Raw genomic sequence first — 12,940 nt, 5'->3', positions numbered from 1 at the left:
TCGCTAGCCGCTACCCTTTTTACCATCGGGTGGTCATGGGCATGAACCAATTGAAATGTTTTTTTCTTTTAATCAATATTTCAATGTGGCAGCGATGATCGCGCAATCATGCGAGCTTGTCTACAAAATTATGTAAAGCATAAAGTTGCATCAGACGCCAGGCGAGCAATCGGCGCAGCCGGGCGCGTGTTCCGGATCTTTTTCCAGGTGCAGCGCCAGCTCGCGCAAGGCCGTGCGCACGCCTTCCTCGATGACGGGGTGATAAAACGGCATGTCAAGCATGGCCGGCACCGTCAATTGCGCCTGGCAAGCCCAGGCCAGCAAGTGGCCCAGGTGTTCCGCCCTTGGGCCGATCAGCTCGGCACCGAGAAAACGCTTGCTGCCAAATTCCGCATACACGCGCAGCAAGCCCTGGTTTTGCAGCATCACGCGGCTGCGGCCCTGGTTGCCGAACGACACGGCGCCGACGGCGAAGCGGCCCCCGTGGCTCACGCACAATTGCTGGTAGGTGGCGCCCAGGGTGGCGATCTGCGGCTCCGTGAAGGCGATGGTCAACGGCGTGCGGCGCAAGCCCGGTTTGATGTCAGGAAAGCGCGCCGCGTTGTCGCCCGCGATGCGGCCCTCGTCGGCCGCCTCGGGCAGCAGCGGCAAGGCATTGTCGGCGTCGCCCGCAATGAAGATGGCGCTCTTGCCGCATTGCATGGTGTGCGGGTCATGCAGGGGAATGCCGTGGCGGTCGAGCTCGATTTGTGCCGTTTCCAAGCCGATTTGATCCACGTTCGGTGCGCGGCCGATGGCGGCCAGCAGATACGCGAACTGCTCGGTTTTTTCCACGCCATCGCCATCGCGGCTGGTCAGCGCAATGCCGCTGCCGTCTGGCGTTTTTGCCACGTGCGCCACGCTGGTCTGGAAGCGGATGTCGAGTTCGCGCGCCAGCACGGCGCGCGCCTCCCGCAGCACCAGGGGGTCCGTCAGCTGCGCGACTTTATTGCCGCGCGCAAACAGGGTCACGCGCACGCCCAGGCGGGCCAGTGCCTGGCCCAGCTCCAGACCGATCACGCCGCTGCCGACCACGGCCACCGAGCTTGGCAAGTCCGTCCATTCGAACACGGCGTCGCTGGTGATGACCCTGTCGCCGCCCGCCTGCCACTCGGGCGGCACGATGGGCGTGGAACCGGTAGCGATCACCACGCTGGTGGCCTCGACGATCGTATGTTCGTCCACCTGCAGCTTGCCGGGGCCGATGAAGCGCGCATGGCCGCGCAATTTTTCCTCGTCGGGGATGGCATTGACGCCGTCGAGCACGAAGCCGACAAAGCGGTCGCGCTCGCTGCGCACCCTGGTCATCACTTGCCGGCCGTCGATGCGCACGGGGCCAGGATGCACGCCAAACGCCGGCGCGGCAGCCACGGCATGGGCCGCCTCGGCCGCCGCGATCAAGAGTTTGCTGGGCATGCAGCCCACGCGCGCACACGTCGTGCCGTACGGCCCGCTTTCGATCATCAGCACGCGCTTGCCCCGCATGCGCGCCGCCCTGTGCGCCGTCATGCCGGCCGTGCCGCTGCCGATCACGGCCACATCCACTTGTATCGTCTTCATGGTGCCGTCCATCCCACTGAGGTTGCTCACAGCGTTCGATACTACCCGTTTGGTGAAAATAAGGTTTTACTTTGCAGCAATATATGCATTAGTATAACTAATCATTTTCAAAATTTATAAGCTGAGCTAATGGGATCACTCGATTATCGCGCGCTGGCCGTGCTGGACGCCGTCGCCAGCCATGGCAGTTTCGACAAGGCCGCCCTGGCGCTGGGCATCACCCAGTCGGCCGTCTCGCAGCGCATCAAGGCGCTGGAAGACGCCAGCGGGCGCTTGCTGATCATCCGTGGCCAGCCAGCCGTGCCGACGGGCCTGGGCCAGCGCCTGATCGTGCATCACCGCAACGTCAAGCTGATGGAAGCCTCGCTCGACATCGACCTGGGCAACAGCGTCAGCATGCCGGAAATCGCCATCGCCATCGATGCCGACAGCCTGGCCACATGGTTCCCCGACACCTTGCCTGCCCTGCTGGCGCCGCCGCGCTGCCAGCTCGACGTGCGCCTGGCCGACAGCGACAGCGCCTTGCAGATGGTGCGCGACGGCACGGTGTTTGGCTGCGTGGCGGCCGAATCCGGCACAGCGATTGACGCGGCGGCGGCCACCAGCGTCACGCCGCTGGGCACCCTGCGCTATGTCTGCGTGGCCACGCCCGTGTTTGCCGGGCATTGGTTCGGCGATGGTTTTATTGCCGAGGCGGTGCAACTGGCGCCTGCCGTGGTGGGCCAGCACGGCTTGCTGGCGCGTTTCCTCGCTGAACAATTGAACATGCGTGAACCGTTTCCACACCACACCCTACCGGTGGAAACGGCACGCCGCGCCTGCGTCCAGGATGGCCTGGCCTACGGCCTGATGCCACAGCGCCTGGCTGCGCCAGCGCTGGCGACAGACCGTCTCGTGGATCTGATGCCGGGCAGCACCCTGGACGTGCCCCTGAGCTGGCATGCCTGGACCCTGGACACGCCGTTTACCAAGCTGCTGTCCGAGCAGATCGTCAAGTCGGCGCGCGATTACCTGAACTAATCAGATATCCAGCGGGTCCACTTCCAGCGACCATTTCACGCGCGTCTTCATGGCGCGCAACTCAGTCAGCCATTCTTTTAAAAACGCCTGCAGCGCGGGCCGCGAGGGGGATTCGAGCAGCAGCTGGGCGCGGTCCACGTTGTAGACGCGCGTCATGCTCATGGGAATCGGGTCATTGATGGTCACCTGCGGGTGCGCCATGCACTCTTTCGCCGCCTGCAGGAACTCGATGGCCGTGGCCAGCTCGGGCGCTTCGGCGCGCAGCAGGGCCTGGAACAGATACGGTGGCAGCGCCGCCTGGGCCCGCTCTTCCAGCAAGGTCGTGGCGAAGTGGTCGTAATCGTGGTTGACGACGGCGTCGTACAGCGGATGGCGCGCATAGCGCGTCTGGATCAGCACCTCACTGACGCTGCCGCCCTCCGTCTGCGCGGCCCGCCCGGCCCGTCCCGCCACCTGCATCAACTGGGCAAACAGCCGTTCGCTGGCCCGGTAATCCTGGGAAAACAGGGCCGTGTCTGGATTCAAAATGCCCACCAGGGTCAGCTTTTTGAAATCATGGCCCTTGGCCACCATCTGCGTGCCGATCAAAATGTCCACTTCGCCCCGGTGCACGGTGTCGAACGCTTCCTGCGCGCTACCCTTCTTGCGCGTGGAATCGGCATCGATGCGCAAGATGCGCGCCTCTGGAAACAATTGCTGCAAACCCTCTTCCACCCGCTGCGTACCGCGTCCCAGCGGCTGCAAATCGACGTTGCCGCAGGTGGGGCAATGGCGGGGAATGCGCAATTCCAGGCTGCAATGGTGGCAGCGCAAGCGGTGTTCGGGCTTGTGCAGCACCATGAACGAGGTGCAGCGCGTGCAATTGCTGATCCAGCCGCACGATTCACAGCAGATCACGGGCGAATAGCCGCGCCGGTTCAAGAACAGCAGCGACTGCTCTCCCCGCTCCATGCGCAGCTTCAAGGCGGCTACCAGATGCGAAGTCAGGCCATCTTTCGGCTTGTCACGCTCCATGTCGAGGATCTTGACACGCGGCAACACTGCATTCTTGACGGCCCGTTCGCGCAACTCCAGCTTGCGGTAACGCCCCGTCTGCGCATGGTGCCAGCTTTCCAGCGAGGGCGTGGCCGAGCCCAGCACGATGGGAATCTGCAATTGCCAGGCACGCCACACGGCCAGGTCGCGCGCCGAATAGCGCAAGCCTTCCTGCTGCTTGTAGGAAGGATCGTGTTCCTCGTCGATGACGATCAGCTTGAGCTTGGGCAGCGAGGCCAGGATGGCCAGCCGCGTGCCGAGCACGATGCGCGCCTGGCCCTGGTGGGCGGCCAGCCAGTGCAGCATGCGCTCGCCTTCGGACAGGCTGCTGTGCAAGGTGGCCAGCATGACGCCGGGAAAGCGCGCGCGGATATTGCCTTCCAGCTGAGGCGTCAAATTGATTTCCGGCACCAGGATCAGGATTTGCGCCGCCTCGTCGCGCGCCAGCACCTGGGCGCAGGCTTGCAGATACACTTCCGTCTTGCCGCTGCCCGTCACGCCATACAGCAGGGTCGGCTTGAAACCCCGGGCGCCGCCGATGGCGTCCGCCGCTTCCTGCTGGGCGGCATTCAGGGCCGGCATGTTCAGCGGCGTGCCATCGTGCGCGTCGGCCAGCTTGGCCAGCTTCTTGATGGCGCGGTCCAGCGCCACGGTGGTGAGCACGCGCAAATTTTTCGGCAAGCCCGGCAAGGCGACCTCGCCCAGCGGACGCTGGTAATAATCGGCGGCAAAGGCGGCCAGTGCCAGCCATTCCGGCGACAGGGACGCCAACTGGCTGCGCACGGCCAGCACGTCCTTCAACTTCGCGGCGGGCACGTCGGTGCTGTCGCACACGCCGACGATCAGCCCCATCACTTCGCGCCGGCCGAACGGCACCAGCGCCAGCTGTCCCACTTGCGGCAGCGGCGCGTCAGCGCCGTTCCAGCGGTAATCGAACAGGGCGTTCAAGGGCGTGTCGAGCGCGATTTTCAGGATGCACGACGTCAAAATGCACTGCGACATGGGAAGTTGGCCTATCTCAATAAAAAAGCGCGCCTGGGGTGGATGGCGCGGCGGGATGTCAGGCATCAAGCCAGCGGGCCATGATACTTGTTTCGTCCGTCAAACACCTAACGGCGGACGCGACAGCGTGTCATGCTGCCTGAAGAAAATTCTGTGGATAACTTTGTGGACAAAGCAAAATTAACTTTCAGAAAAATGTGGATAGAAGATTTCGATCGCCGTCAAGAGGGGCACGCAAGAAAAATTAACTATTTAAAATCAATGACTTAAAAATTGATCCCTGGGAGGCGATAAATCCGTGGGGCATTTCCGCCGCTGTGCATAACTGAGCCATTTCTCATTTTTTTGTACAGAAATAAGCACCGTTTTGATGCACTCAATTCGGGAAAATGTCTGCCGCATGAGGTAAAGTTGACAATTGCCGGGCAAGCGTCCGTTTTCGCCAGCCGGGCGGCGAAACATTGTGCAATGATCATGCGCTGCAACATACACTTCAGGTGAAACCTGAACATCTGCGCTAAGTATCGGTTAACAAATTACTTTTCAATTTTATCCACAGAATCTGTTGATAACTTTGTGGACAATGAAGGAATAAGGCTGGCAAACAGAAGAATAACCTTATCAATTGCAATAAAGTCCATCGGACAACGCATTTTTTATTTCTTAATAATCAAGTACTTGCAGAGTCTTCCCGGGCATGACTTTTCGACTGCCTCTTATTTCCGCAGTAAAAAAAATTGTGCATAAGTCGGTATTTTCTTGCTAGTGTGCAGCAAAGAAAAAGGCAGGCTTCCGCTGGAAAGCCTGCCTTTTCTATCCCTGCGCGAGGGGAAACGGGGAATTACTGGCCGCTGCGCATGGCGCGGCTCATGCTGTGCACGGCTTCCACCATGGCAGCCACCGACTCCGGCGGCGTGAACTGGGAAATGCCATGGCCCAGGTTGAATACGTGGCCCGTGCCTGCCGACGGCGCGCCGAAGGCATTCAAGACCTTGGCCACTTCGGCGCGGATCTGCTCGGGGCTGGCGAACAGGATGGCGGGGTCGAGATTGCCCTGCAAGCCCACTTTATGTCCCACCAGCTGGCGCGCGCGCGTCAGGTTGACGGTCCAGTCCAGGCCCACGGCATCGGCGCCGATGTCGGCGATCTGCTCGATCCACTGGCCGCCGCCCTTGGTAAACACGATGGCGGGAATCTTGACGCCATCCTTGTCGCGTTTCAGCTGCGCCACCACTTGCTGCATGTAGGCCAGCGAAAATTCCTGGTAGGCGCCGTCGGCCAGCACACCGCCCCAGGAATCGAAAATCATCACGGCTTGCGCGCCGGCATCGATTTGCGCATTCAGGTACTGCGCCACGGAGGTGGCGTTGATGGCCAGGATGTGGTGCATCAGGTCCGGGCGGTTGTACAGCATTTTCTTGATGGTATGGAACTCTTTCGAGCCGCCGCCTTCCACCATATAGCACGCCAAAGTCCACGGGCTGCCGGAAAAACCGATCAGCGGCACGCGGCCATTGAGTTCCGTGCGGATTTGCGTGACGGCCTTGAAAACGTAGTCGAGCGACTCCAGATCCGGCACGCGCAAAGCCTGCACGTCCTGCTCCGTGCGCAGCGGACGCTCGAACTTCGGTCCTTCGCCATCGGCGAAATACAGGCCCAGGCCCATGGCGTCAGGCACCGTCAGGATGTCGGAAAACAGGATGGCCGCGTCGAGCGGGAAGCGCTCCAGGGGCTGCAAGGTCACTTCCGTGGCGTAATCGGGATTCTTTGCCAGGCCCAGGAAGGAGCCTGCCCGCTCGCGCGTGGCGCGGTATTCGGGCAGGTAGCGGCCCGCCTGACGCATCAGCCAGACTGGGGTGTGCTCGGTCGGCTGGCGCAACAAGGCGCGCAGGAAAGTATCATTCTGGAGCGGAGCAAATTGTGGCATGGAAGGCAATCGAGCTTGGAGAAGCGGTATTATCGCATCCAATCACCGCCATTTCATTGATTCCAGTGCTGCTTTGCCGCATTTGCCACGCACAGCGATGACTTTCGTTGTGCCAGCCCTTCCATTATGATGATGCACGCCGCCGCGCGCCCTGACCCTGCCTGGCGGCCCTTGATCCCCTCACTATACGGAGCCCGCATGACCTCGACCGCATCCAGCACCCCTTATGGCATCTGGCCATCGCCGATCAGCGCGGCCATCGTCGCCGCCGGCGCCTCGCCGCTGACGCAGCTGGCCCTGGGGGGGGCGGATGGCACCGACGTGCTCTGGCTGGCCGGGCGCGCCAGCGAGGCGGGCCGCAATACCCTGCTGCGCCAGCGGGGCGCGCGCATCGATGAATTGACGCCGGCGCCCTTCAATGTGCGCACCCGCGTGCATGAATACGGCGGCGGCGCGTATGCCGTCGACGGCGATACCGTGTATTTTTCGCATTTCGCCGACAATTGCCTGTACCGCGTGGCTGGCGACGGCGCGCCCGAAGCCTTCACCACGGGCGGCAGCACGCGCCACGCAGACTTCGTCATCGATGCGGCCCGTTCCCGCCTGATCGCCGTGCGCGAGCTGCATCCGGCAGAAGGCCACGCGCAGCCGGAAAACTGCCTGGCGGCCGTCGGCTTCGACGGGCGCGACACGGTGCTGGCGCGGGGCCACGATTTTTATGCGGCGCCGCGTTTGTCGCCGGACGGCAGCCAGCTGGCCTGGATCAGCTGGGACCACCCGCGCCTGCCGTGGCAAGGCACGGAACTGTGGCTGGCCGACGTACACGCGGATGGCAGCCTGGGGTCGCCGCGCCTGATCGCCGGCGGCGCGCGCGAATCAATCTGCCAGCCGGAGTGGTCGCCGAACGGCTTGCTGCACTTCGTCTCCGACAGCAGCGGCTGGTGGAATCTGTACCGCCTGCATGGCGCCGACATCGAGGCGCTGTGCCCGATGGAAGCGGAATTTGCCACGCCGCACTGGACCTTCGGCGGCAGCATGTACGGTTTTCTGTCCGACGACGAGATCGTCTGCACGTATATCCAGGCCGGCATCAGCTACCTGGCGCAATTGAACGTGACGGCGGCCAAGCTGGAGCCGATCCCCCACCCGTACCAGGAAATCCGCGAACTGCGCGTGGGGCCCGGCTTCGTCGCGCTCTTGGGCGGCAGCCCCACCATCGCGCTGGAACTGGCGCGCATCGACCTGTCGAACCATGAGCTGGAAGTGCTGGCGCAGTCGATCGCACACTTGCCCGCGCTCGACTGCCTGTCCGTGCCGCGCAGCTTGAGTTTTCCTAGCAGCAATGGCCGCACGGCGTATGCCTTCTTTTATGCGCCCACCAATGGCGATGTGCAGGCGCCGGCAGGCACCTTGCCGCCCGTCATCGTCATCAGCCACGGCGGCCCCACCAGCATGGCCAGCAATACCTTGAAACTGGCGACGCAGTACTGGACCAGCCGCGGCATCGGCGTGCTCGACGTCAACTACGGCGGCAGCAGCGGTTTCGGCCGTGAATACCGCGACGCGCTGCGCGGGCAATGGGGCATCGTCGACGTGGAAGACTGCATCGCCGGCGCGCGCTACCTGGCAACCAACGGCCTGGCCGACCCGGAGCGCCTGATCATCCGCGGCGGCAGCGCGGGCGGCCTGACGACCCTGTGCGCCCTGACCTTCCACGACGTCTTCAAGGCCGGCGCCAGCTATTACGGCGTGTCCGACCTGAAGGGCCTGGACAACGATTCGCACAAGTTCGAATCGCGCTACACCGATTACCTGATCGCTTCGCAGCCGCAAGCCGAGGCGCTATACCGCGAGCGCTCACCCATCCACCACACGGATAAACTCTCGCGCCCGATGATCTTCTTCCAGGGCCTCGATGACAAGGTCGTGCCGCCGCAGCAGTCGCAGCTGATGGTCGACGCCCTGCAGGCGCGCGGCGTGCCCGTCGCCTATGTGCCGCTCGAAGGCGAGGGACATGGCTTCCGCAAGGCGGAAAACATCGTGCGCACGCTGGACGCGGAACTGTATTTCTACCAGCGCGTGTTCGGCCTGCCCGTGGCGGCCGGCGAGCCTCCCGTGCATATCGCCAATTTGCCCGCATGAGCGAACAGAATGGTGACCAACATCTGCTGGACGAGTTCGCCGCCCTGGAGCAGCACGAACAGATGATCCTGGCCCTGCTGGCGATCACGGGCGAAGCGGTGGGCAAGCATGCCGTGTATGAACACTTGCAGCGCGCCAATGTCGTCGAGCCGGACGGCACGCCGTTTGCCCTGCTCACCGTCACGGGCATGCTGCAACATTTGACGCGGCACGCGCTGGCGTGCGAAGTGGTGGGACGCGGCTTTGCCTGCGAAGCCAGGCTGCGCTGGCCCGCCATGCGCGCCGCCATCGAACACCTGGTGTTCCGCGACCTGTGCCAGGCCATCGAGCTGATCAACCCCGTGCGCCGCAACTGGGATGGTTATGTGGAATTGCGCAGCTACCGGCAGGGCGTGGCGCGCCTGCGCATCGCCCTCTTGCGCAATGACGAGGTGCGCCACGTGGCCGCCATCCTGGCCGCTTGCATGGCGTGCTATGAAGCGCAGCAGCTGCATCCGCTGATCGAGATTTTCGGCCGCCCGTTCGAGCCGGAAATGTTGTCTTTCGTCATGCCGCAACTGCAGGATGACATCCTGGCCGTGCTGCTGGGCAATGCCCCGCGCGAGCCGGCCACGGCGCACGCCATCCGCACGTACGCGCGCGCCCACCACGCGCGCCAGGCGGCCGCTGGCGATCATATCGGCGCCGCCCTGCCGCTGGCCCTGGCCGAAGACGCCCTGCTGTGCGGCGAACTCGACGCGGCCGCGCGCTACCTGGCAGGCCAGCAGGGGCCGCAGGCGATGTTTGTCGACAGCAGCATCGCCCTGTTGCGCGGCGAACATGCGCACGCCGTGGCGGGCTTTGAAACGGCCCTGAAAGGGTTGCGCAAGGAGGCGGGCAAGCGCAAACTGTGCTTTACGGGCATCGGCGGCCACCTGTACGTGCTGGCCCTGCTGCGCGGCAATGACGCCAAGCTGCTGAAAAGCGCGGAGACCTATCTCGATATCGCGCTGCACGCGCAGCCGAACCACGACAGCATCGTCTACCAGCAACTCAATACCTTGCGCCTGGTGCGCGCCGGCGTGCAACTGGCGGAAAGCATCCCCACGCGCAGCTGGGAAACGGGACTGCAGGCGCAGCTGTTCCAGGCCTTGCTGTACTACTGGCTTGCGCTACCGCAATTGAGCGAACGCAAGGATCAGCTGCGATCGCTGGTACAGCAAGCCGACGCCGCCGGCTATGATTTGATTGCGGCGCAGGCGGCCGGCTTGCTGGGCTTGATGGGCGAGCCTCAGCAGGAGCGCTATGCGACATCCAAGCGGGCGCAACACGGCTTGACGGACATGGCGCCGTGGTTCGAGCGCCAGGAAGCGTGGCAACGCCAGCTGAGCGCGCTGATCAACCTGCAGCAGAACGCGCCCGCCGAAGCGTTGGGCAGCGTCTCGCGCCTGGTGTGGCTGGTGGCGTTCGACCCGCGCTTTGGCCTGACGGCCGTGGAAGTGCGCGAGCAGAAACGCGACGCGCGCGGCGGCTGGAGCAAGGGCCGCGCCATGGGCTTGAAACGCCTGGCCGAAGAGGCCGGCGACATCGATTTCCTCACGCCGCAAGACGCCCGTGCGGCCGGCAGCATCGCGCCCTTCAAACAATATTATTCGTCAGCACCGCGCTATGAAATCGAGCTCGACAAGGCCGCCATCTTGCTGGTGGGCCACCCGCTCGTCTTCTGGCTCGACCATCCTGACATGCGCGTGGAACTGATCGCCGGCGCGCCCGAGCTCCTCATCAAGTCGCACGAGGGGCAACTGTGGCTGGGCATGCAGCCGCCCCTGCCCGACAGCGGCAGCAATGTGGTGCTGCAGCGCGAAACGCCGACGCGTTTGCGCGTGGTGCACATCCTCGACGAGCACCGGCGCATCGGCGCCATTGTGGGCCTGGGCCTGTCCGTGCCCCTGCATGCGGAAAAACAGGTCATGCAGGCGATAGGCGCCATCTCGTCCATGGTCACCGTGCAATCGGACATCGGCGGCGGCGCCGGCGACGCGGAAGCGATCACGGCCGACCACCGCCTGCACGTGCACCTGCTACCCTATCAACAGGGCTTGAAAATGCAGATTTTGGTACGCCCGCTGCTCGACAACGGCGCCTATTACGCACCCGGCAGCGGCGCCGAAAGCGTGTTTGCCGACGTGGCTGGCCGGGCCGTGCAAGCGCGGCGCGACCTGAACGCGGAACGCGAAGCGCAGCGCCAGCTGATTGGCAAATGCCTGGTGCTGGAAGAGGCGCAAGAAGAGCACGGCGAGTGGCTGCTGGGCCAGCCTGCGCTGGGCCTGCAACTGCTGGTGGAATTGCAGGCGCTGGACCCGGCCGCTATCGGCTCCGGTATTGTGCTGGCCTGGCCCGAGGGCGAAGCGATGCGCGTGTCGAAACGCATCGACAGCGGCCAGGTGCGCCTGAATATCAAGAGTGAAAAAGACTGGTTTGCCGCCAGCGGCGACGTGCAGATCGATGAAGACAAGGTGATGGATTTGCGCGCCTTGCTCGACTTGATGCAGAACAATAAAAGCCGCTTCGTGGCCCTGGGCGACAACCAGTTCCTGGCCCTCAGCGACGAATTGCACCGGCGCCTGTCGGAACTGGCCGCGTATGGCGAGGCGCATGCCGATGGCGTGCACATCCACCCGCTGGCCGCCTTCGCGCTGGAAGAGCTGGCCAACGATGCGGGCGGCGTCAAGGCGGATAAACTATGGCGCGAACACTTGCTGCGCCTGCGCGCCCTCGACGATTTTACGCCGCAGCTGCCCAGCACCCTGCAAGCGAACCTGCGCGACTACCAGCTGGCTGGCTTTGAATGGCTGGCGCGCTTGGCGCACTGGGGCGTGGGCGCCTGCCTGGCCGACGACATGGGACTCGGCAAGACCTTACAAGCGCTGGCCCTGATCCTGGCGCGCGCGCCCAACGGCCCCACCCTGGTCGTGGCCCCCACGTCCGTCTGCATGAACTGGATCAGCGAAGCGCAGCGCTTCGCGCCCACCTTGAACATCAAACTGTTCGGCAGCGGCGACCGCGCCGAGATGCTGGAAACATTGCAGCCGTTTGACGTGGTGGTGGCCAGCTATGGCTTGCTGCAGCAGGAAGCCACCATGTTTGCCGGCGTGCGCTGGCATACGATCGTGCTCGACGAAGCGCAAGCGATCAAGAATGGCGCCACCAAGCGCTCGCAAGCCGTGATGGCCCTGCAAGGGGATTTCCGCATGGTGGCCAGCGGCACGCCACTGGAAAACCACCTGGGCGAATTGTGGAATCTGTTCCGCTTCATCAATCCCGGTTTGCTGGGCACCCTCGACCAGTTCAACCTGCGCTTCGCGGGGCCGATTGAGAAAGATCAGGACAAGCGCGCGGCGGCCGGCGCGCGCCTGCGACTGCGCCGCTTGATCGCGCCCTTCATCCTGCGCCGCACCAAGACGCAAGTGCTGTCGGAATTGCCGTCGCGCACGGAAATCGTGCTGGAAGTGGAACTGTCACCGCAGGAAACGGCGCTGTACGAATCCTTGCGCCGCGAAGCGCTGGAAAAGCTGGCCATGGTGGAAGGGCCGGCGTCCAAGAAAGCCATCCAGATCCTGGCCGAAATCATGAAGCTGCGCCGCGCCTGCTGCCATCCACAGCTGGTGGCGCCCGAGCTGGGCCTGGCCAGCAGCAAGCTGGCGGCCTTCGCGCAGCTGCTGTCGGGCTTGCTGGAAAACCGCCACAAAGTGCTCGTCTTCAGCCAGTTCGTCGACCATTTGACCCTGATCCGCCAGCACCTGGAGCAGCATGGCGTCAGCTATCAGTATCTCGACGGCAGCACGCCCATGCAGGAGCGCAAGCGCCGGGTGGACGCCTTCCAGGCGGGCGACGGCGATGTCTTCCTGATCAGCCTGAAAGCGGGCGGCATGGGCATCAACCTGACGGCGGCCGATTACGTGATCCACATGGACCCGTGGTGGAACCCGGCCGTGGAAGACCAGGCCTCGGACCGCGCCCACCGCATGGGACAATTGCGTCCCGTCACCATTTACCGGCTGGTGGCGAAACACACGATCGAAGAAGGCATCGTCGAATTGCACCAGCACAAGCGCGACCTGGCCGACAGCTTGCTGGAAGGCAGCGACGCGGCTGCGCGCATGTCGGCCAACGACATGCTGGGCATGCTGCAGGAGGGATTGAAAAAATAAACGGCAAGCCGCGTTCCATGCGATG

Annotated in this window: 6 protein-coding genes; 3 read left to right on the top strand and 3 right to left on the bottom strand. The window is 63.6% G+C overall.

The annotated features are described in order from the left end of the window. Positions 1-150 precede the first annotated feature (150 nt). On the bottom strand, positions 151-1,599 hold the full coding sequence (locus ACQ4WP_RS17470; RefSeq protein WP_436522776.1) for a dihydrolipoyl dehydrogenase: 1,449 nt from the start codon (positions 1,597-1,599) through the stop codon (positions 151-153). Positions 1,600-1,728: 129 nt separating this feature from the next. Here ACQ4WP_RS17470 and ACQ4WP_RS17465 point away from each other — a divergent pair, with 129 nt between their 5' ends. Beyond that, the gene (locus ACQ4WP_RS17465) at positions 1,729-2,619 is read left to right on the top strand and encodes an ArgP/LysG family DNA-binding transcriptional regulator (RefSeq protein WP_436522774.1); all 891 of its coding nucleotides are present in this window, start codon (positions 1,729-1,731) and stop codon (positions 2,617-2,619) included. On the opposite strand, the gene ACQ4WP_RS17460 is transcribed toward ACQ4WP_RS17465, so the two are convergent. After that, positions 2,620-4,656 carry a primosomal protein N' gene (locus ACQ4WP_RS17460; protein ID WP_436522772.1) on the bottom strand — a complete coding sequence of 679 codons (2,037 nt, stop codon included), beginning with the start codon at positions 4,654-4,656 and terminating at the stop codon, positions 2,620-2,622. It abuts the gene before it with no gap. A gap of 841 nt (positions 4,657-5,497) precedes the next feature. Next, the gene (gene hemE, locus ACQ4WP_RS17455) at positions 5,498-6,583 is read right to left on the bottom strand and encodes a uroporphyrinogen decarboxylase (RefSeq protein WP_436522770.1); all 1,086 of its coding nucleotides are present in this window, start codon (positions 6,581-6,583) and stop codon (positions 5,498-5,500) included. 198 nt (positions 6,584-6,781) lie between these two features. Between hemE and ACQ4WP_RS17450 the strand changes: the two genes are divergently transcribed. Together ACQ4WP_RS17450 and ACQ4WP_RS17445 are read left to right on the top strand one after the other, a co-directional pair. Beyond that, positions 6,782-8,725 carry a dipeptidyl-peptidase 5 gene (locus ACQ4WP_RS17450; protein ID WP_436522768.1) on the top strand — a complete coding sequence of 648 codons (1,944 nt, stop codon included), beginning with the start codon at positions 6,782-6,784 and terminating at the stop codon, positions 8,723-8,725. Continuing rightward, positions 8,722-12,915, top strand: coding sequence for a DEAD/DEAH box helicase (locus tag ACQ4WP_RS17445; protein ID WP_436522766.1), 4,194 nt, complete (start codon positions 8,722-8,724; stop codon positions 12,913-12,915). The genes ACQ4WP_RS17450 and ACQ4WP_RS17445 overlap by 4 nt, the downstream gene beginning before the upstream one ends. Positions 12,916-12,940 lie beyond the last annotated feature (25 nt).

Origin of the sequence: Janthinobacterium lyxosi, from assembly GCF_051380665.1 — a bacterium.
GTDB lineage: Bacteria > Pseudomonadota > Gammaproteobacteria > Burkholderiales > Burkholderiaceae_D > Janthinobacterium.
The sequence above is the reverse complement of the archived record's forward strand: the minus strand, read 5'-3'. Positions and strand labels throughout refer to the sequence as shown.